Source organism: Microbacterium sp. nov. GSS16 (assembly GCF_028198145.1).
Lineage (GTDB): Bacteria > Actinomycetota > Actinomycetes > Actinomycetales > Microbacteriaceae > Microbacterium.
Map to the genome: position 1 here is coordinate 912,253 of NZ_CP116338.1, position 19,987 is coordinate 932,239.

General features: G+C 69.8%; 21 protein-coding genes. 13 read left to right on the plus strand and 8 right to left on the minus strand.

Going from position 1 to position 19,987, the window contains the following annotated elements; all coding sequences use genetic code 11:
* Positions 1-23 precede the first annotated feature (23 nt).
* Positions 24-212, plus strand: a complete 189-nt coding sequence (locus PGB26_RS04200; protein ID WP_271639093.1) for a hypothetical protein — start codon at positions 24-26, stop codon at positions 210-212.
* 3 nt (positions 213-215) lie between these two features.
* On the opposite strand, the gene PGB26_RS04205 is transcribed toward PGB26_RS04200, so the two are convergent.
* The 3 genes from PGB26_RS04205 to PGB26_RS04215 all read right to left on the minus strand — a co-directional run bounded on the left by PGB26_RS04205 (position 216) and on the right by PGB26_RS04215 (position 2,356).
* On the minus strand, positions 216-1,013 hold the full coding sequence (locus tag PGB26_RS04205; RefSeq protein ID WP_442923005.1) for an alpha/beta fold hydrolase: 798 nt from the start codon (positions 1,011-1,013) through the stop codon (positions 216-218).
* An 84-nt stretch (positions 1,014-1,097) separates the two neighbouring features.
* Positions 1,098-1,313 (minus strand): hypothetical protein, encoded by a 216-nt coding sequence (locus PGB26_RS04210; protein WP_271639095.1) that lies wholly within the window; start codon positions 1,311-1,313, stop codon positions 1,098-1,100.
* Positions 1,314-1,381: 68 nt separating this feature from the next.
* The gene (locus tag PGB26_RS04215) at positions 1,382-2,356 is read right to left on the minus strand and encodes a DNA topoisomerase IB (RefSeq protein ID WP_271639096.1); all 975 of its coding nucleotides are present in this window, start codon (positions 2,354-2,356) and stop codon (positions 1,382-1,384) included.
* 184 nt (positions 2,357-2,540) lie between these two features.
* On the opposite strand from PGB26_RS04215, the gene PGB26_RS04220 reads away from it, so the two are divergent.
* From PGB26_RS04220 to PGB26_RS04240, 5 genes are all read left to right on the plus strand, one after another.
* Positions 2,541-4,109 carry an MATE family efflux transporter gene (locus PGB26_RS04220; RefSeq protein WP_271639097.1) on the plus strand — a complete coding sequence of 523 codons (1,569 nt, stop codon included), beginning with the start codon at positions 2,541-2,543 and terminating at the stop codon, positions 4,107-4,109.
* 118 nt (positions 4,110-4,227) lie between these two features.
* Positions 4,228-4,674 (plus strand): hypothetical protein, encoded by a 447-nt coding sequence (locus PGB26_RS04225; protein ID WP_271639098.1) that lies wholly within the window; start codon positions 4,228-4,230, stop codon positions 4,672-4,674.
* A 215-nt stretch (positions 4,675-4,889) separates the two neighbouring features.
* Positions 4,890-6,353 (plus strand): hypothetical protein, encoded by a 1,464-nt coding sequence (locus PGB26_RS04230; protein ID WP_271639099.1) that lies wholly within the window; start codon positions 4,890-4,892, stop codon positions 6,351-6,353.
* Between the two features lie 259 nt (positions 6,354-6,612).
* Positions 6,613-7,281, plus strand: coding sequence for an acyl-CoA synthetase (locus tag PGB26_RS04235; protein ID WP_271639101.1), 669 nt, complete (start codon positions 6,613-6,615; stop codon positions 7,279-7,281).
* On the plus strand, positions 7,278-7,673 hold the full coding sequence (locus tag PGB26_RS04240; RefSeq protein ID WP_271639102.1) for a hypothetical protein: 396 nt from the start codon (positions 7,278-7,280) through the stop codon (positions 7,671-7,673). The genes PGB26_RS04235 and PGB26_RS04240 overlap by 4 nt, the downstream gene beginning before the upstream one ends.
* 6 nt (positions 7,674-7,679) lie before the next feature.
* Here PGB26_RS04240 and PGB26_RS04245 read toward each other — a convergent pair whose 3' ends face one another.
* Positions 7,680-8,765, minus strand: coding sequence for a PQQ-dependent sugar dehydrogenase (locus tag PGB26_RS04245; protein ID WP_271639103.1), 1,086 nt, complete (start codon positions 8,763-8,765; stop codon positions 7,680-7,682).
* 102 nt (positions 8,766-8,867) lie between these two features.
* Between PGB26_RS04245 and PGB26_RS04250 the strand changes: the two genes are divergently transcribed.
* Entirely contained in the window at positions 8,868-10,292 is a 1,425-nt protein-coding gene (locus PGB26_RS04250) for an MFS transporter (RefSeq protein WP_271639104.1), read from the plus strand.
* Positions 10,293-10,298: 6 nt separating this feature from the next.
* Here the strand turns inward: PGB26_RS04250 and purB are convergent, their stop codons facing one another.
* The 4 genes from purB to PGB26_RS04270 form a co-directional block, all read right to left on the minus strand.
* Positions 10,299-11,672 (minus strand): adenylosuccinate lyase, encoded by a 1,374-nt coding sequence (purB, locus tag PGB26_RS04255; RefSeq protein ID WP_271639593.1) that lies wholly within the window; start codon positions 11,670-11,672, stop codon positions 10,299-10,301.
* Between the two features lie 37 nt (positions 11,673-11,709).
* Complete coding sequence (locus tag PGB26_RS04260; protein WP_271639105.1) at positions 11,710-12,159, minus strand: low molecular weight protein-tyrosine-phosphatase; 450 nt, start codon at positions 12,157-12,159, stop codon at positions 11,710-11,712.
* Between the two features lie 142 nt (positions 12,160-12,301).
* Positions 12,302-13,033 (minus strand): glycerophosphodiester phosphodiesterase family protein, encoded by a 732-nt coding sequence (locus PGB26_RS04265; RefSeq protein WP_271639107.1) that lies wholly within the window; start codon positions 13,031-13,033, stop codon positions 12,302-12,304.
* Entirely contained in the window at positions 13,030-13,977 is a 948-nt protein-coding gene (locus tag PGB26_RS04270) for a MurR/RpiR family transcriptional regulator (protein WP_271639108.1), read from the minus strand. Before PGB26_RS04270 ends, PGB26_RS04265 begins: the two co-directional genes overlap by 4 nt.
* Before the next feature lie 163 nt (positions 13,978-14,140).
* Between PGB26_RS04270 and PGB26_RS04275 the strand changes: the two genes are divergently transcribed.
* The 6 genes from PGB26_RS04275 to PGB26_RS04300 are packed head-to-tail and all read left to right on the plus strand — an operon-like array spanning position 14,141 to position 19,939.
* Positions 14,141-14,896, plus strand: coding sequence for an SIS domain-containing protein (locus tag PGB26_RS04275; protein WP_271639109.1), 756 nt, complete (start codon positions 14,141-14,143; stop codon positions 14,894-14,896).
* A 58-nt stretch (positions 14,897-14,954) separates the two neighbouring features.
* Positions 14,955-16,361 (plus strand): N-acetylglucosamine/diacetylchitobiose ABC transporter substrate-binding protein, encoded by a 1,407-nt coding sequence (gene ngcE, locus PGB26_RS04280; RefSeq protein ID WP_271639110.1) that lies wholly within the window; start codon positions 14,955-14,957, stop codon positions 16,359-16,361.
* Positions 16,358-17,326: a carbohydrate ABC transporter permease gene (locus PGB26_RS04285; RefSeq protein ID WP_271639111.1), complete on the plus strand. Its 969-nt coding sequence runs from the start codon at positions 16,358-16,360 to the stop codon at positions 17,324-17,326. Before ngcE ends, PGB26_RS04285 begins: the two co-directional genes overlap by 4 nt.
* Positions 17,323-18,252, plus strand: a complete 930-nt coding sequence (locus PGB26_RS04290) for a carbohydrate ABC transporter permease (RefSeq protein ID WP_271639112.1) — start codon at positions 17,323-17,325, stop codon at positions 18,250-18,252. Before PGB26_RS04285 ends, PGB26_RS04290 begins: the two co-directional genes overlap by 4 nt.
* Entirely contained in the window at positions 18,249-19,232 is a 984-nt protein-coding gene (locus PGB26_RS04295) for an N-acetylglucosamine kinase (RefSeq protein ID WP_271639113.1), read from the plus strand. The genes PGB26_RS04290 and PGB26_RS04295 overlap by 4 nt, the downstream gene beginning before the upstream one ends.
* Complete coding sequence (locus PGB26_RS04300; protein WP_271639114.1) at positions 19,229-19,939, plus strand: MgtC/SapB family protein; 711 nt, start codon at positions 19,229-19,231, stop codon at positions 19,937-19,939. The genes PGB26_RS04295 and PGB26_RS04300 overlap by 4 nt, the downstream gene beginning before the upstream one ends.
* The last annotated feature ends 48 nt before the right edge of the window (positions 19,940-19,987 follow it).

Sequence of the window (19,987 nt, forward strand, 5' to 3'; positions counted from 1 at the left end):
GACGCTTCTTCTAGGCTGAAGACATGAACAAGAGCACCATCTGGACCATCGTCGCCGTCGTCGTCTCGGTCGTCATCGCGTTCTGGATCGTGAACGCGCTGTTCTCGCTGATCTGGTTCATCGCCAAGCTCGCGATCGTCGCCGTCGTCGCCCTGATCGTCTTCGTGGTCATCCGCTCGCTGCTGGCCCGATCCGGCGGCGAGCGTCGCTGAGGCTCAGCCCTTCAGAAACTGCAGGGCGGCCAGACGGAACGCCTTCGACCCGGGAGCGTTGAAGTGATGCCGACCCGGGATCTCGAAGAACGTCGCCTGCGCAGCCGCCTCGGCCAGCCGGCGTGAACCGTCGAGCACGGCATCCTGCGATCCGGTCGCGAACAGCACCGGCTGTTGCGGGGCGTGCGCGGGATCGGGGTCGATCGAGCGCGAGTCGCGCATGCCCTCGGCAAGCGCGAGCAGCGCGCGCATGTCGTTCCCCGCCACCCGCTCGGCCAGCGCGATGTAGCGCTGCGTCACCGGATCGGTGACCGCCGTGCCGTCCTCGGCGTACCGGCGCACCTGGGCGGTGTCCAGCCGATCGAGCGGGATGCCGTCTGGCACCCCGCCGAGCACCGCCCGCGTGATGCGCTCGCCGAGATCGAGCGCCACCTGCCAGCCGACCCGCGCGCCTAAGGAGTATCCGACGTACAGCGCCTCGTCGACGAGGAAGGTGTCGAGCACCGATTCGATGTCGCGGGCGAGACTGCGCACGGTGTAGCCGGCGGAGTCGTGCGGCTTCTGGCTCGCGCCGTGCCCGCGCTGGTCGACACCGAGGATGCGGAAGCCCTCGCGCTCGAGCATGCGCACCCACCCCGTGTGCACCCAGGTGTCAGCGGTGCTCGACGCGAACCCGTGCACGAGCACGACGGGGGGCCTATCAGCCTCGCCCCAGGAGTACGTCGCGAGCGCGACGCCGTCACCCACCTCGACGTACTGGGGCTCGGGCATCGTCGAGAGTGCGGAGAGGATGTCGACCACACCTCCATCATGCTCCTGTCGGCGGTCGCAGGATGGCTGCGCTCGTGCGCCTGCGTGCCGCGCGCCTGCGTGCGGGCCCCGATCTCAGCCCTCGGCCTGGGAGGGGTGCCCCGTCGTGTCGGGGTCGGGCCGCGCGGGCGGGTTCTCCGGATCCTCGCCCTCGGCCTGGCTCGGGTGATCGCCGCCGCCGGAGCGGCCGCTGGTGTCCGTCGCCTGCCCGGTGTCGTCGCCCTGCGGGACCTCGTCCCGCCGTTCGCGGTCGTCGGCGCCGCGCTCGTCTGTCGTCATGTCGTCGTTCATCGCTCCTCCTCCATCGTTGCGGGCGACGCTAGCCCGTGCATCCGGTACTGCCCACCGGGTTGACAGAGTCAGGCGAACAGCGTCACCAGCTGCCCCTCGACCCGGCGCGTCGGGTCGACGACCACGCCTTCGTCGTAGAGGTCGAACACGCGCGGGTCGATGTAGCTAGCCCGGGCGACGGCGGGGGTGTTGCCGAGGGCGGATGCCGCGACGCGCACGGCCTGGGCGGCCGCCCGCGACCGTGCCGTCGCCGTCGGCTTGAGGCCGATCTGGGCCAGGGCGACGGCGGCCGAGATGGTGCCGTGCAGGGTGCGGAAGTCCTTGGCCGTGAAGTCGCCACCGGTGCGCAGTCTGACGTCGTCGTTGATGTCGGCGGCGCGAAGCGGATGCCATGCAGCGGCACGCGCCGTGTCGTCCTGCCAGCTCAGCAGCAGCGAGCGGCCGCCGCGGCGTTTCAGGCCGGCGATCAACCCGGCGAGATCGGCGTCGTCGACCTCGGACTCCCACGGCTGGCCGCTCTTGCCGGGAAAGCGCAGCTCGACGATCCTGCCGCCGCGCACGCGCGCGTGCGACCCGCGCAGGGTGACCAGCCCGATGCTGCCGTGGGCTCTCGCGTACTGCTCCGACCCGACGCGCAGCAGGGCGGAGTCCAGCATCCGGAACGCACCGGCGAGCAGCCGCGGGCGGCCGAACCCGTCGGTGCGCAGATCGCGGGTCACGCCGCCGCGGGCGGCGGGGAGCACTTCTGCGAGCTGCAGCATGCGATCGAACTTCTCGCGCGCCATCCGCTCGTGCCAGGCCGGGTGGTAGATGTACTGACGCCGGCCGGCCGCGTCGATGCCGGTCGCGAGGATGTGGCCGTTCGCGTACGGGCACATCCACACGTCGGACCAGGCGGGTGGCACGACCAGCTCGCGCAGTCTCGCGAGCACCTCGGGGTCGTCGACCGCGGCGCCGTCCGCGCCGAGGAACCTATAGCCGCGACCGTGACGCACGCGCCGGATTCCGGGGGCATGCGGGTCGCTTCGACGCAGGCGGGTCATGCATCCGGACTACCCAAAGGGACGGGTAGCGGGCAAGCCCCTGGCGGCGTGCGGCGGAAAGGAATAGATCGCCGGTGTCGACCTCTTCGAAACGATTCGATAGACTGTCGGGAGCGGCGCCGTGACGATCCACGGTGCCGCCGTCTTTTTTACCGGCATCCCCTCCTCCCCTCCCCGGATCATCATGGCCACCACACTCATCACCGGTCGCCCCTGGCGCGTCATCCTGCTCTTCTCCGTGCCGCTGCTCATCGGCAACGTCGTGCAGCAGCTCTATCAGTTCGTCGACACGATCGTCGTCGGACGCCAGCTCGGCGTCGACTCGCTCGCCGCGGTCGGCGCGACCGGCAGCCTGATCTTCCTCATCATCGGCTTCGCGTGGGGTCTCGCCAGCGGCTTCGCGATCCCGACCGCCCAGGCGTTCGGCGCGGGGGATGCCAGGGGCGTGAGCCGGTCGGTGGCCACCGGCACCCTGCTCACCGGTGTCACCAGCCTGATCCTGACGGTGCTCGGTCCGCTCATCGCACGCCCGTTCCTCGAGCTGCTGCAGACGCCGTCCGAGCTGCTCGCCGAGGCCACGACCTTCACGCAGGTGACCTTCATCGGCGGCAGCACGATCATGTTCTTCAACTACCTGGCCGCCATCATCAGGGCCATCGGCGACTCGACCACTCCGCTGGTCTTCCTCACCATCTCGTGCGGGCTGAACGTCGGACTCGTGATCCTCATGGTCGGGCCGCTCGGCTGGGGCGTCGCAGGTGCAGCTCTGGCCACGGTGATCGCGCAGGCCATCTCGGTGCTGCTCTGCCTCGGATACCTGTGGCGGAAGCTGCCCGTGCTGCACGTGCACCGCGACGACTGGAGGGTGCGTCGTGCCGACGCCCTCGAGCACCTCAGGCTCGGCCTGCCGATGGGCTTCCAGGCATCGATCATCGCGATCGGCGCCCTCGCGGTGCAGGTGGCGCTGAACACGCTCGGCGCCGACGCGGTCGCCGCGTACACCGCCGCATCCCGTATCGACGGCCTCGCCGTCGCGCTGCTCGCCTCTCTGGGGCTCGCGTCGTCGATGTACGCCGCGCAGAACCTCGGCGCTCGCCGCCCCGACCGCATCCGCCGGGGAACGGTCCAGGCGCTGTGGATGGCGATCGCCACCTCGGTGCTGCTCGGTGTGATCATGATCGCCTTCGGCGCCTCGGTTGTGCGGCTGTTCGTCGGTGACGAATCCGAGCGGGTGGTCGACCTCGCCCATCAGATGCTCATCATCAACGGCGTGAGCTACGCGGCCCTCGGTGTGCTGTTCGTGCTGCGTGGTGTGCTGCAGGGTGTCGGTCGGGTCGCCATCCCCACCATCACGGGCGTGGTCGAGCTGGTCGCCCGCGTGATCGCCGCTGTCGCGCTGGGCGCGGTCTGGGACTTCGCGGGCGTCGCGCTCAGCAATCCACTCGCGTGGATCGGGGCGGTCGTGATTCTCGTGCCGGCCTACCTCTCCGCGCATCGGGCCTTCAGCCGCATGCCGGTCGAGCCGATCGAGACGACCCTCACGACGCCCATCCCGGTGATCGGTCCGACGGAGGGATCGCGGATGGTGGATGCCGTGTTCACCGCCCCCGCGCCCGTCGTCGTGGGGCGGTTGAGCGCCCTGCGTCTTCCCCGGAGGGGCGGCGGACGCGCTGAGCGCGCGCGGGCGCCCGTCCGGGAGGGCGGCAGGTCAGCATCCGGGTGCGAGCCGTTCACGTGTCATCCGTCAGGATGATGCCGAATCGTTCCCCTGGCTGACGCACAAGCCCGATCTCCGCGCGTAACGTGGCTGTCACGAGCACGCCGCGATGCGGTGTGCGGATGACCGGGGGGTCAGGATGTCCAGTCTTGCAGTGGCCAACACGTTGGCAGCGGTGCTCGTGCCGATAGGCAACGCCGGTGCAGTTCTCGCCGTCGTCTGTGCGCTCGTGACCGCATTCGCGCTCGCGCGCGGCGCGGCGGGGCTCGCGGGAGGCGGGGTGGGCGTGTGGATCCTCGGCGCGCTGCTGAGTCTCTGCGCCTCGTTCGCTGCGGAGTGGACGCCGGTGCTCGTGTCGCTGGGCGCGCTCGCGGCGGCCTTCGTGGTCGGAGCTCTCGCACGGGTGCTGCTCCGTGCCGTGCGCCGCCCGAACCCCGAGACGGCAGCGGCTGTGTCATCCGCAGAGCCCGCACGCGAGACGGCAACGGCTGCGTCGTCGGCAGAGCCGGCACGCGAGTCGGCGAAGACGGCCGCCCCGCGCCTGACCGGGCGCGGTACACCGGCGCGGACGGCGGGCGAGACCGTCCGCGTCGCCTCCTGATCCCCAGGCCGCGCTGGATGCCGTACACCGCGTGGCCGCCGTGTCTTTGTAGGCGATAAACAGAAACCGAGTGTCACCGAGTAGGGAACTTGGTGTCGGGATTCAAGGTACCGTCGCGGCTGAGCATCCGCCCATACGCTCACCGAGGGCGACGAGGCCCCCCGACCCTGGAGTGCTCAATGACGAGTGGTACCCCTCACGCGCACGGAATCGGCATGCGCGTCTTGGTCATCGTGCTCAGCATCATGCTGGCCGCGATGGTGTTCCTGTATTTCGCGACGACCGGCCGGATCGCCGCCGGCGCAGCCGAACTCGCCGACGGATCGTCGGCAGCGCACGACGGCTCGACGCAGCTGGCGACCGGGGCGAGCACGCTCGCCGACGGCGCCGGTGAGCTCGCGGACGGCACCTCCGCTCTCGCGCAGGGCGCGACGGATGCCGACGCCGGCGCGACAAAGCTCAGCGAAGGAGCCGCGAGCGCCGCGACCGGCGCGCAGACCCTCGCCGAGGGAGCCACCTCGCTGAGCGCCGGTGCCTCGAGCGCCGCGGTCGGAGCCGCCAAGCTCGACGCCGGCGCCTCGTCGGCATACGGCGGTGCTCTCAAGCTCTCCGGCGGCGCGAGCAGCGCCCACGCGGGCGCTCAGAAGCTGGCGGGCGGTGCGCAGGAACTGGCGTCGAAGTCCGCCGAACTCGCGACGGGCGCGGCAGCCGTGGAGACGGGAACGGCAGCCGCCCATCTCATCTCCGGGAGGCTGTTGACCGGTGCCGCTGCGCTTACCGAGGGTCTCGCCCCGAAGATCAACGGGGTGCGCGGGCTCACCACAGACGCCGGCAAGGCGGCCATCACGAGCACGACGACTACGGCAGCCGCTGACGCTTCGGAGCTCAAGACCCGGCTCGCTGCGCTCTCCGAGGCGCACCCTGAAGATGCCGAACTGGCGAGTCTTGCAACCCTGGCCGCGAGATCAGAAGGCAACCTCGCGAAGGTCGCTGGAACCGCTCAATCCGTTCCTGGGCTCGCGACGCTGGCCGTCACCGGGTTCGAAGGCGCGCAGGGTCTGCTCGATGGGGCGACCAAGCTCGTCAACGGGGACGCGCTACAGGGGTGGCCCGGTATCGGCAAGGTCGCCGAGGGCGCATCCAGCGTGGCCGGCGGCGCGAGCGCAATCTCGGCCGGGGCCGGCCGGCTGGCCGCGGGCGCGGGTGATCTGCGCGACGGCACGGGCAAGCTCTCGACCGGAGCGAACGATCTCACCACCGGACTCGGCACCCTGTCATCCGGGGCCGGCCAGCTGAACACAGGCGCGCAGAACCTCAGCGCCGGAGCCGCCAAGCTCGACGCCGGTGCGGGAGACCTCGCCGCCGGCACGTCGACGCTCAGCACCGGGGCATCCGACCTCAGCGCCGGCGTCAGCAAGCTCTCCGACGGCGCCGCCGCGGTCGACGAGGGAACCGCGAAGCTGGCCGCGGGTGGTGGCGAGCTGTCGGGCGGAGCCGGAGACCTCCGCGACGGAAACGGCAAGCTCGCGGCGGGCTCCGTGCAGCTGGCCTCGGCTACCGCCGCCGCGGCGCCGTCGACGCTGCCCTGGATGCTCGGACTGGGACTCGTCGGGCTCATCGCCATCGGCTTCTGGGTCGGTCACCGCATCAGCCACCGTCGCACGGTCGCGGCCGGGTAGCGACCCGGGCCGGCCTCCACGGGCCGCGGCCGGAAGACGCTCATCCATGATGCGTCCGACGGCCGCGGCCCGCTTGCGTCCATCGGCCGCTCTCGGCAGCCGCCGTCGCGCTGCGGGGTCGATTGCGTACGGTTTGGGGGCGTCGAACCGTACTGGAGTGACCCCGCACGCCCCCGACCCCTTCCGCGCCCACCCACCGTCGAGGCGGTGCAAAGGTCGTGAGACGTAGACTGGTCGGGTCACCGATCTGAGGACTGTCATGCCCGCCGCTTCCCGCTCGCGCACCGCGCGTCCCGCTACGGGGCGCCCTTTCACCGTGCGCACCGTGCAGCTCGCGCGCGCCCTGATGGCGGCGGTCGCCGCCCTCATGATCACCTTCTCTCCCGATCACTCCGCCGCGATCGGCCTGTCGGTGTTCGGCGGTTTCGCGATCGTCACCTCCCTGGTGCTGATCGTCGCCGCGATCATCGTGCACCCTTCGGGGCAGCGTTGGCCATCGGTGCTGATGGGCGCGATCACGCTCGTTCTCGGCATGGCCGCGAGCATCCCGGCCTGGCGCACCGACGCGCTGTTCTTCGTGCTCGTGATCACGTGGGCAGCGCTGACAGGCCTCGTCGAGCTGATTTCGGGCGTGCGATCGCGCGGGCAGGATGGCTCTCGCGATGCCATCACCATCGGCGCGCTGGGGCTGCTGCTCGCGACGCTGCTGCTGATCGTCCCCGTCGGGTTCGTGCAGGACTACGCGGTCGAGGGGCACGCGATGTCGCTCACCGGCATCATCATCGGCGTGGGGCTGTTCGGCGGGTACGCCGCGATCGTCGCGGTGTTCCTGGGGATCGCCGGACTCGCCCCCGCCGCGAGGAGCACCACGACCGGTGAGAAGACTGCCGGGGCCGACCGCCTGGCCGACCACGGAGGAGAGGCATGACCGACGACAAGCCGACGCGCAAGGAGATCCTGCGCCCGCTGCACCTCGTGGGCATTGCCCTCGCCGCCGGCGTCTTCGCGACCGTCGTGACCCTGGTCTCGACCGGGGCCTTCACCGAGCGCGTGAACCTCTCCATCGCCAAGGGCACCTACGAGGGCCTCACCCCGCTGGGGCTGGGTCTCGTCATCGGCGGTGCCTCGTTCATCGTCACCCTGCTCGGGCTCGCGATGCTCATGCTCGCAGTCGATCCCGCAGACGTCACCAGGACCATAGATCGTCCGGTGCTGTTCGACGCCGACCCGTCGTCGCCCGACTCCGGTCGCAGCTCGACCGGCGAGCCGAAGAGCGGTGAGCGTCCGGATGCCGGCGACGGGCCGGCCGCGGCATCCTGACCCGCCTCATCCCTCGGGCAGCGTGAGCTGCAGCAGCCGATCGTCGTCCCGCCCCGGCGATCCCCGACCGTCGCTGTTGTTCGTCAGCACCCAGAAGGTGTCGCCGGGACCAGCGACGACGTCGCGGAGCCGGCCGAACTCGCCCGTGTACACCGGCCAGGGTTCGATGCTCGGTGTCGTGGTGTCGTACAGCCAGAGCCGCTCACCGCGCAGTCCCGCGACGTACACGACATCGTCGACCACCGTGATGCCGCTGGGGCTCGCCTCGTCGGGTGCCCACACCGCGACCGGATCGATCGCCTCGCCTGCCCGCGCGAAGCCCTCGTGGTCGGGCCAGCCGTAGTCGCCACCCGCCTCGATGCGGTTCAGCTCGTCCCAGGTGTCCTGGCCGAACTCGCTCGCCCAGAGGCGACCGTCGGCGGTCCACGCGAGGCCCTGTACGTTGCGGTGGCCGAGGCTGTACACCGCGGTGCCGAAGGGGTTGCCGGACGCCCGTTCGCCCTCCGGCGTCACCCGCAGGATCTTCCCGCCGAGGAAGTCGCGATCCCGAGCACGATCGCGCTGCCCCGCGTCGCCGGTGGCGATGTACAGCATCCCGTCCGGCCCGAAGGCGATCCGCCCGCCGTCGTGGGTCGACGCGCGCGGGATGTCCGAGACCACCACCTCGACCGCGTCCACGGCGAGCGTGAGCGAACCAGGATCGCCCACGAGCGGCATCCGCACGACCCGGTTGTCGTCCGCCGCGCCGTGGTAGGCGTAGAGCCAGCGCGTGCCGCCGTCGACGAGCAGCGCGAGGCCGTGCAGACCCGACTCGCCGCCCGAGACGACACCGGGCACGACGCCGGCTTCGCGCAGCTCTCCCACGGACGTCAGCTCGAGCACCTCGCCGCCGTCGCGCTGCGAGATCAGCGCTCCGCCGCCGGCGAGCCGCACCACCGACCACGGCGCCTCCAGCCCGGACGCGAGGGTGACCGGCTCGGTGTTCGCCGTGTCTGTCGGATCGACCGCGGGCGGCGTCGGGATGCCGGGGGTCGAGCACCCCGCAAGAACGAGCGCGCCGAGCGCCAGCGCGGGTGCGATGCGACGTCTCATCGGCCGCTCCTCTCGCCTGTGTGCCCTCCAGCATCCGTCACTTGGCGCCGTCGATCCACCCGCAGCGGGAATACATCCGACCAGCAGCGCCTTGGCCCTGTCATGACCGTCTCCGTCGATCGCGCCTCTGTCGGTCTGCGATCGGAGCGCGGCCCCGTGCTCGGCGCGCTCATGCTCGCCACCGGACTCATCGCGATCGACACGACGATCCTCGCCACAGCCGTCCCGACGATCGTTCGGGATCTCGGCGACTATCAGCTGTTCCCGTGGCTGTTCTCGGTCTACCTCCTCGCCCAGGCGGTGAGCGTGCCGATCTACTCGCGCTTCGCCGACACGATCGGCCGCAAGCCGATCATCCTGATCGGCATCGGGCTGTTCCTGGCCGGCTCCGTGCTCTGCGGGTTCGCGTGGAGCATGCTCACGCTCATCCTGTTCCGCGTCGTGCAGGGCCTCGGCGCGGGCGCCGTGGGACCGATGGCCATGACGATCGTGGGCGACATCTACACGGTTGCCGAGCGAGCCAAGGTGCAGGGCTACATGGCGAGTGTCTGGGCGATCTCGTCGGTCATCGGCCCGTCGCTCGGCGGGATCTTCGCTCAGCTGGATGCGTGGCGGTGGATCTTCTTCGTCAACGTCCCGCTGTGTCTGCTGGCGGGATGGATGCTGGTGACGAGGTACCACGAGCAGGTGGAGCGGAAGCCGCACCGCATCGACTACCTCGGCGCCGTTCTGCTCACCCTCGGACTGACAGGGATCATCCTCGGGCTGCTCGAGGGAGACAGCGCGTGGGCCTGGCTGTCGTGGCAGAGTGCCGTCTGCTTCGTGGGAGGCGCGCTGCTGCTCGCCGTCTTCGCGTTCGTCGAGAAACGCGCAGCCGAGCCGATCATCGACTTCGCCCTCATCACCCGGCGCCTCATTCTCACCTGCACCGCCGTCGCCTTCGGGGTCGGTGCGCTCACGATCGGCGTGACGAGCTTCGGTTCCGCCTATCTCGAAGGCGCGGGCGGCGCCATTCCGCTGATCTCCGGGCTCGCTGTCGCGGCGCTGAGCATGGGCTGGCCGCTCGCGGCATCCCTCGTCGGGAGGCTGTATCTGCGCATCGGATTCCGGCGCACGGTGCTGATCGGCATGTCGATCACGACCATCGCGGCCGCCGGTCTGGTGCTGATCGCACCGTGGCCGAACCCGCTGCTGTTCGCCGCCGTCGCCTTCGTGCTGGGATTCGGCCTGGGGTGGACCGCCGCGCCGACCTTGATCGGCGCACAGGCCGCGGTCGGCTGGGGAGAGCGCGGTGCTGTCACGGGGATGAACGGCTTCGCCCGATCGGCGGGGAGCGCGGTCGGCGTGGCCGTGCTGGGCGCAATCTCGAACTCGCTGCTCGACGCCGGCAGGGGAGCAGGCGACCCCGCCACCGTCGTCTGGGCGTCGACGTGGGTGTTCGTCGGCGCCGCCGTGTTCGCCGCGCTGACCCTGCTCGCAGCGGTGCTCATGCCGCGCGACGACGCGCCGAACCCCGACGCGCTCTGAGGCTCGTCATCGAGCCAGGCGCTCGGCGATTCCCGTGTAGGTCGCCGGCGTCAGCGCGAGCAGGCGCTGCTTCGCGGCGTCGCCGATCTCGAGCTTCTCGACGAACTCGGCCAGCTCCGCCGCTCCCACGCGGTGCCCGCGGGTGAGCTCCTTCAGCAGCGCGTACGGGTCGGTGATGCTCGAACGCCCGGCGACGACCTCCGCGCGGATCACGGTCTGGATCGCCTCGGCGAGCACCTCCCAGTTGTGGTCGAGGTCGTCGAGCAGCACCTCGCGGCGCAGCGAGATCGCGTTCAGGCCGCGACGCAGGTTGTCGAGCGCGAGCAGGGAGTGCCCGAATGCGACGCCGATGTTGCGCTGCGTGGTGGAGTCGGTGAGGTCGCGCTGCAGGCGCGAGGTCACCAGCGTCTGCGACAGCGAGCCCAGCAGCGCACCCGAGAGCTCGAGATTCGCCTCGGCGTTCTCGAAGCGGATCGGGTTGATCTTGTGCGGCATCGTCGACGAGCCGGTCGCCCCGGCGACGGGGATCTGCGCGAAATAGCCGAGCGAGATGTACGTCCAGATGTCGGTCGCGAGGTTGTGCAGGATGCCGCCGGCGTGACGCACCCGGTCGTACAGCTCGACCTGCCAGTCGTGCGACTCGATCTGCGTGGTGAGCACGTTGAACCCGAGGCCCATTCCCTCAATGTACTCGCGCGCGATGGTCGGCCAGTCGGCATCCGGATCAGCCGACAGGTGCGCCGACCAGGTGCCGGTCGCGCCCGAGAACTTCGCCAGGTAGTCGGATGCCGCGATCTGACCGCGCACCCGCTCGAGGCGCCACGCGAACACCGCGAGCTCCTTGCCCATGGTCGACGGCGTGGCGGGCTGGCCGTGCGTGCGCGAGAGCATGGCCGCGTCGGCGTGCTCGACGGCCAGCTCGCGCAGCTTCGCGATCACCTGGTCGAGGGCGGGCAGCCAGACCTCCTCCACCGCGCGCTTGACGGTGAGCGCGTACGAGGCCGAGTTGATGTCCTCGCTCGTGCAGGCGAAGTGCGTGAGCTCGGCGATGGCATCCAGGCCCAGCGTCTGAAGCCGGTCGCGCACCAGGTACTCGATGGCCTTGACGTCGTGCTGGGTGACGGCCTCCTTCTCGGCCAGCCAGTCGATCTCGGCCTGACCGAAGTCGCGGTACAGCGCGCGCAGGCGCTCCTTGTCGGCGTCTGCCAGCGGCGTCGTCTCGAACAGCGACCGGTCGGTGAGGGCGATCAGCCACTCCACCTCCACCTCTACGCGGGCACGGTTCAGGCCCGCCTCCGAGAGGTAGTCGGCGAGGCCGGACACGGCGGCCTGGTAGCGGCCGTCGAGAGGGCTGAGCGGCTGGGTCGGGAGCGAGGGCAGAGAAGTCAGGGCAGGTCCTCCTGCTCAGGGTCCCGCGTCACGCGAGACGGCGATGGGATGCCCGCACGGCCGGTTCGAGCTGCGCGAAGAGGCCGCGGGTGGCGGTCTCAATCATACCGAGCACCGAATCGAACATCTCAGGGCCGGCGTAGTACGGGTCGGGCACATCCATGCTCGACGCGTGCGGGTCGTACGCGCGCAGCAGCGTGACCTTGCCCTCGTCGTCCTCGTTGCGCGCCCAGGCACGCAGGATGCGCTCGTGGGTGCGGTCGAGGGCGACGATCAGGTCGTTGTCCGAGAAGGACGCCGCGCTGAACTGCTTGGCCCGGTGCGTCGACCCGTCGAGTCCGCGGCGGCTCAGTGCCTCGATGGTGCGCCCGTCCGCGCGCTCGCCGACGTGCCAGTCGCCCGTCCCCGCGCTGCGCGAGATGACTCGCGCGCCGAGGCCGTGCTGCGCGGAGAGCGCGCGAAGCACCACTTCGGCCATCGGGGAGCGACAGATGTTACCTGTGCAGACGAAGATGACGCGGAAGGGATCCGGGTCGGTCATCACACCATTGTGCCGGTATCGGCGCATCACACCAGCGTGGATCCTTGACGTCACGCCCGCTCGCCCAGGGTCAGCGCGGCTAGGGCTGGGCCGACAGGGCGTCGCGCGCGGCCAGTGCGCCGACGGGATCGTTGGTGATGATCCCGCTCATTCCCTCGACGACGTACTGCGCCCATAGCTCGGGGTCGTCGACCGTCCACGCCCGCACCACGAAGTTCTCATCAAGGAGCCGGTCGAGCACGCCGGGGTCGAGCAGTGTCGAGAAATGCGGATGCACCTGGGAGATGCCGATGGATGTGAAGTAGGTCCAGGGCTCGATCAGGCCGTCGGCGTAGAGCGCGGCCGTCTGGATCGCGGAGTCGTGCTGCTGCAGTTCGGTCAGCAGGCTGTGCTGAAACGACGAGACGGTGATGCGCTCGATCATCCCCGATTCGCGCAGCGAGCGCCGGAGCTGCTCGGCGATGCCGGGGTAGCGGTGCACGAGGTTCTTCACCTCGACGTTCAGCTGCATCTCGGTGGGGCCCAGCAACTCGTACACGTCGCGGAGGAGGGGGATGCGGGTGGGGCCGGTGGTCGCGTCGCCGACTTCTACGCGGACGAGGTCTTCGACGGTGGCGGCGCCCACGGTCAGCGTCGTGCCGTCCGGCAGTGGCAGGTGCCCGTCGTGGCAGCACACGAGGTGCCCGTCGCCGGTGAGGTGCACGTCGAGCTCAAGGCCGTCGGCCCCCTCGGCGACGGCCTGGGCGTACGACTCGAGCGTGTTGAACGCGGTCAATGCCGATGAGCGGGCGTGGGCCCAGATGAGGGTCATACGTGCGTCTCGCTTCCCGGTCGGTGGTTGCTGCGCAGGGCGTGCCAGGCAGGGATGTGCTGGCGGGCGGCGAGGGTCTCCGCCGAGCGCTGCGGATTGCGCTGCGCGGCCCGGGTGTAGAGGATGTCGAGCACCAGCAACTGGGCGTGGCGGGCCGCGAAGGAGGCGGTGCGGTACGGCATCTCCCGGCCGATGGCGGTGAGGTGGATGTCGGCTATACGCGCGATCGGGGAATTCGCATCGCCGGTGACGGCGATGGTCAGCGCCCCCCGCGACTTCGCCTCAGCGAGGGCATCATGCACTTCGCGTGTGCGACCGGAGGCGGAGATCGCAAGGGCGACGTCGCCGGGGCGGCGCACGGAGGCAGAGCTGAGCGCGCTGTGCAGGGCCGTCCACGCGCGGATCTGCACGCCGATGCCGAGCAGGCGCAGTTCGAGTTCGTTCGCGACGACCGCGCTCGCGCCTGCACCGTACACGTCGACGGTGCGGGCTTCGGCCACAGCCGTCGCCGCTGCCTCCAAAGCTTCACGGTCGAGTGAGCGGGACGCGAACTGCATCGCGTCGACGTCGACGCTCGTCATCACCTGGATGACGTGCTCCAGGTCGTCGTCGGGGCCGATCTCCTCGTAGCCGGCCGAGCTCCAGCGTGGCTCTCTGCTGCGCCCGGCCTCCTGCGCGATGTGCAGCAGGAGCGCCTGGTAGCTGGTGAGGCCGAGCGCCTGGCAGAACCGGGTGACGGTCGGCTGCGAGACGCCGACCTCGGCGGCCAGCTGTGCCGCCGAGAGGGAGGCGACCCCCTCAGGGTCATCGAGCACGCGCTTCGCGACGCGGGCCATCGAGGGTGACAGGCCCGGCAGCGCGAGGCGGATCTGATCGGTGACCGCAGGCTGATCCGGGGCGAGCAGGCCGCTGCGCGACGGCTCGCTGTGTGAACGTGCGGTCATCGGCGCTCTCCCTGCGGGTACCGGTTCATGAATCTCAGCTGAACTCTCTCATGCGGGGTGGACAGGCGGCTTACGGGTATGCATGAATGATACATACAAACACAGTGTGATGTATGAATGAACTAGCCGGACCGGCATCCCCTTCGATCCCCCAGGAGAATAGATGATCAACGAGACAGCCTCCCGCTTCGAGCTCGAAGTACGCAGCCGGATCGCCCACATCACCGATGGTGCGCAGAACGGAGAGCTCGATGAGGCGATCACGGTGATCGCCGATGCGCTCAGCGCCGACGGCGTGATCCACGCCTTCGGCACGGGGCACTCGGAGGCCTTCGCAATGGAGATCGCCGGCCGCGCGGGAGGACTGATCCCCAGCAATAAGGTCGCGCTGCGCGACACCGTGCTGTGGGGCGAGCGCACGAGCGCCGAGCTGGTCGCGGACCCGCCGCTGGAGCGCGACCCCCGGATTGCCGAGGAGATCTTCGCGACCATTCCGCGCCAGAGCACCGACGTGTTCATCATCGCCTCCAACTCCGGCGTCAACGGCTCAATCGTCGGGATGGCTCTGCTGGCGAAGTCGCACGGTCACAAGGTCATCGCCGTCACCAGCCTGCAGCACACCGTCCGCGTCAGCCCGCTGCACCCCAGCGGCAAGCGACTCAGCGAGATCGCCGACGTCGTGATCGACAATCGCGCCCCCTACGGCGATGCAGTGCTCGAGGGCGCCGTGCCGATGGGCGCCGTCTCGTCGATCACCTCGGCGTACATCGCGCAGCTGCTGACCGTCGGAGTCGCCTCCGCCCTCGAGGCGAAGGGCGAAGTCGTGCCGGTCTTCCTCTCAGCCAACATCCCCGGCGGCGACGAGCACAACCGCTCCCTGCAAGCCCGCTACGGCGCACGCATCCGTCGCGTCGCCTGACCCGCCCACGAACCTCTCTGTCCCTAACCCTGCCCTTCCCCTGCAAACGGAGTACACGATGGTCTCTTCTCAGCAGCCGATGAATCGGCGACAGCTTCTCTCGCTTATGGGCATGACGGCGCTCGCCGTTCCGCTCGCCGCCTGCGCCGTCTCGCCCGGCGGCGGCGCAGGCGGCGGCGGCCCGGCCTCAAGCGGACCGGTCGATGCGGCCAACCCGTTCGGCGTGGCCGCTGGGAGCACCGTCGACAGCGTCATCTTTGACAACGCCAAGAACGCCGAGTTCTTCGCCTACCTGACCAAGGAGCTGGAGAAGAGCAGGAAGGTGACCCTCGAGGTCACCGCATCGACCCAGATCGCGCAGCAGGTGCAGCCGCGCTTCGTCGCCGGCAACCCGCCGGACCTGCTGCACTCGGCCGGCGCGGGCTCGATCCCGGTGGCCACGCTGCTGCCGAGCGTGCTCGATCTCACCGAGCTCGTGGCCGCCCCCAACCTGGATGGCGACGTCATCAAGGACATCGTCTACCCCGGGGTGCTGGAGCTTGCGTCGTTCGACGGCAAGCTCGCGGCGATCAACTATTCGCTGAGCGTGCACGCGCTGTGGTACTCGCGCAGCCTGTTCGCCGCGAAGGGCTGGAAGGCCCCCCGCACCTGGGACGACGCGATGGACCTCGGCGCCGCGGCGAAGAAGGACGGCAAGTACCTCTTCACCTGGGGCAAGGAGGCAGCGGCGTACTACCTGTCGATGGCCATCGACAGCGCGATCAAGGAGGGCGGCGACGAGGTGCGTGTGGCGCTGGCCAACCTCGAGCCCAAGTCGTGGAGCCAACCTACGGTCATCGCGGCGTTCACCGCCATGAAGAAGGTCGTCGACGCCGGCTACTTTCTCCCCGGCGGCGCGGGAACCCAGTTCAAGGCCGCCCAGGCGCAGTGGAGCCTGCGCCAGGAGGCGATCATGTACCCGTCCGGCTCGTGGATCGAAGCCGAGATGGGCGATGAGATCGCCGACGGCTTCGAGATGGTCGGCGCGCCCAACCCGACTGTGACCACGACGTCTGCGCTGCCCTACGAGGCGATCCGCTTCGCCGGTGGCAACCGCTTCGTGGTGCCCACGGAAGGTGCCAACGTCGCGGGCGCCAAGGAGACGCTTCGCACCATGCTCTCGCGCGACGCCGCCACCGAATTCGCTCGGATCAACAAGTCGCCCACGATCGTGCGCAACACCGTTCCCGAGGACGGCTACGGCTCGACCGCGCTGGTCTCCTCGACGCAGCTGCTCGAGCAGGCCGGTGACGACGCCTACGCGTGGGACTTCACCGACGCGTACCCGTTCGGCGACGACAAGAACCGGATCATGAACGACTTCCTCTCGGGCGGCATGACCGTCGGCGAGGCGCTGGCCGAGCTGCAGAAGGCGTCGGACCGCATCCGCGAGGACGACTCCATCGTCAAGGTCAAGGCGTCGTGACGACACCCGCACTCGATCTGCCTCAGGGGGCCGCGACCCGTGGTCGCGGCCCCCGCGCCGGGCGGTTCGACCGCCTGTCGCTGCTGCTGGTCTTCATCGGCGCGCCGCTGACGCTGTACGTCGGCTTCGTCGTCTGGCCCATGCTGCAGGCCGTCGTCTACTCGCTCACCGACTGGTCGGGCTTCACCGCCGGGTTCGAGTTCGTCGGCCTGGCCAACTACGCGCAGCTGGCGAACGACGAATCGTTCCTCATCGCGATCCGCAACAACCTCACCATGCTCGCCATCATGCCCGTCGTGACGCTGGCGATCGGATTCGCCCTTGCCATCATGGTCACCATCGGCGGAGACATGCGCGGCGGGGTGTCGGGTGTGAAGGGGGCGTCCTTCTACCGCGTCGCCGCGTTCTTCCCCGGTGTCATCCCCTCGATCATCGTCGGCATCATCTTCGCGCAGGTGTACGACCCCAACAACGGCATCCTCAACGGCATCCTCACCGGTGCCGGGTTCGAGAACTTCCGCTCCTTCGCCTGGCTGGGCGACCCGGCCACGGCCATGGGCGCGACGATCGCGGCGGTGGTCTGGGCTTCGGCCGGCTTCTACATGGTGCTCTTCGTCGCCGCGATCCGCGGCATCGACACCGAGCTGTTCGACGCTGCGCGCTTGGACGGCGCGGGCCGTGTGCGCATCGCCCTGTCGATCGTGCTGCCCGGGATCGCGAAGAACGTGAAGTCGGCATACATCTACGTGGGCATCGCCGCCCTCGACGTGTTCGTCTTCCTGCAGGCGTTCAACGCCGACGGAGGCCCGCAGCGCTCGACGCTGGGCATCACGCAGGAGATCTACGGGGCGGCGTTCCTCGACGGTCGTTTCGGCCTCGCCTGCGCCATGGGCGTCGTGCTCACCCTGCTCACCTTCGTTTTCGTCGGGCTGGTCGGCGTGGCAGGAAGGATCGGAAGACGATGACCCAGACACTCACTGCACCCACCACGCGCGCGCATGCACGCCGCGAGCAGCAGCGCCGGCGCTCGGCAGCGCCGCCGCCGCGCCCCCGCCGACGCAGTGCCAGCGAGCCGATCGTCACCTTCTCGGCGCAGACGGTGATGATCTTCTGGACCGCGCTGGTGTTCATCCCGCTGCTGTGGACGCTCATGTCGTCGTTCAAGACGAGCCGGGAGATTCTCGAGTCGCCGTTCGGGCTTCCCGCGCGATGGAGCTGGGACAACTACGTCAACGCCTGGACGCAGGCCGGGATCGGCCAGTTCTTCGCCAACACGGTGATCGTCGTGGCCGGTGCGCTGGTGGCGACCATGCTGCTGGGGGCGATGTGCGCCTACGCGCTCGCGCGATTCGACTTCCCCGGCCGGCGCTTCATCCGCAACCTGATCCTGGCGGGACTCACCTTCCCGGTGTTTCTGGCGGTCGTGCCCCTGTTCTTCGTGGTGCAGAACTTCGGCCTGCTCAACTCGCATCTCGGGCTTATCGTCACTTACACGGCGTACGCCCTGCCGTTCACGATCTTCTTCCTCGCGGCGTTCTTCGAACAGCTTCCCGAGGAGATCGCGGAGGCGGCCGCCATCGATGGTGCGTCGCAATGGCGCACCTTCTTCTCGGTGATGCTGCCGATGGCGGCCCCGGGCATGTCGGCGATCGCCCTGCTGAACTTCGTGGGGCTGTGGAATCAGTACCTGCTTCCCCTCGTGCTCATCAGCGACCCCTCGAAGTCGGTGCTCACCCAGGGCATGCAGACCTTCGCGGTGCAGGCCGGCTTCAACGTCGACTTCGGCGCTCTGTTCGCCGCCGCGGTGATGACGGTCGTGCCGGTGCTGATCGTGTACCTGCTGTTCCAGAAGAAGCTGCTCTCGTCGGTGTCGCAGGGGGCCCTGAAGTGACTGCGGTCCTCGCCGTCGACGCAGGCGGCTCGCACACGCGAGCCGCCTGCGTCGACGCGACCGGAAGGGTGATCGGCTGGGGCACCGCGACCGGCGGGAACGCGACCTCGTTGGGTGAGCAGGGCCTGGATGCGATCGAGCAGGCCTGCCGAACGGCCATCGAGCAGGCCGGCGCCGATGCAGCGACGCTCACCGCGGTGCTGTGCGCCGCAGGCGAAGCGCCGACCTCGCGGCGCGCGTTGCTGGCCTCCCGGCTCGGGTTCGATGACGACACGTCGTGGCACATCGTCGGCGACGCACTCGGCGCCTACTTCTCCGGCTCGAGTGCCCCTGAGGGGATCGTTCTGGTGGCCGGCACCGGCGCCGTCGCCGCGCGGATCGAGCAGTCGCGTCTGGTCGAGGTCGTCGACGGACTCGGCTGGCTGATCGGCGACAAAGGCGGCGGGTTCTGGATCGGCAGGGAGGTCGTCTCGTGCGCCGCAGAGGCTGCCGATGGGCGTGGTCCCGCCACCTCGCTGGTCGAGCACCTGCTGGCGCGGATGCCGCGCGAGCAGCGCCCCTGGTCGGGGGTGCGCACGTCCGAGATCGCCGCGATCCTGCGCGGTGTCTACGACCGCACCCCGACCGTGCTCGCCGACCTCGCTCCGCTCGCCTTCGCCGCCGCCGCTGAGGGTGATGCCGTCGCGTCGTCGATTCTCTCTGCCGCAGCCGGGCATCTGGCCCGCACGGTGATGACGGTGCGCAGCGGATACGAGCAGCTGCCGGTGGTGGTGGCAGGCAGCGTGCTCACCCGCGGTCTGCTCGGCGCCCCCGGTGCCTTCTCCTCCGAGCTGCACGAGGCGTTGCGTGGAGCGGATGTGCGCCATGCCACCGATGGTGTTGTCGGCGCGGCGGTGCTCGCGCTGCAGCGTGGCGGGATCGAGGTGTCGGATTCCGTGCGTGTGTTGCTGGCGGAAGAGGTGGCCCGTAGACGGCGATGATGCACATCCAATGGTTCAGCCAGTCCACACTCACCGAGCTGACGCTGCTGCTGCTGGCCTTCGCGCTGTCGGCGCTGATCGGCTGGGAGCGGCATCGCAAGCTCAAGAGCGCCGGCATGCGCACGCACACCCTTGTCGGGGTGGGATCAGCGGTGTTCACGCTGGTCTCGGCGTATGGCTTCGGCGGTGTCAGCGGTGCCGAGGGGGTCATGGACCCGTCACGGATCGCCGCGCAGATCGTCTCGGGGATCGGCTTTCTGGGGGCGGGGCTGATCTTCGTGCGCCAGAACGTCGTGTCGGGACTGACCACCGCCGCCTCGATCTGGGCCACCGCTGCCGTGGGCATGGCCTGCGGGGCCGGCTCACCGCTGCTGGCGATCATGGCCACAGCCCTGCAGCTCGTCGCGGTCACCTCGCTGGGACGCGGGCGCAGAAGGCGTCAGGGGCGAGGAAGACAGCACACGGTCGTCCTGCGATACCGGCCAGGTGAGGGGGCGCTGGCCCGTGCGCTGACGGTAGCCAGGAGTCAGGAGGCGAAGGCCGTCGTGATCGACTCGCGGGTGCTGGAGCGCGATGGACGCCCGCAGCGCTGGGAGGCAACCGTGTCGGTCGAGCCGAACGCCGCGCGGCTCGAGCAGCTGCTCGCCGACTTCTCTGATGTGCCCGGGATCAGACGCGTCCGGCTCGTTGATGAGGACGCTGCCTAGATCTGCGCCGGCGAGAGGGCATTCTGCGGGCCTCGACTCGTCTCCCCA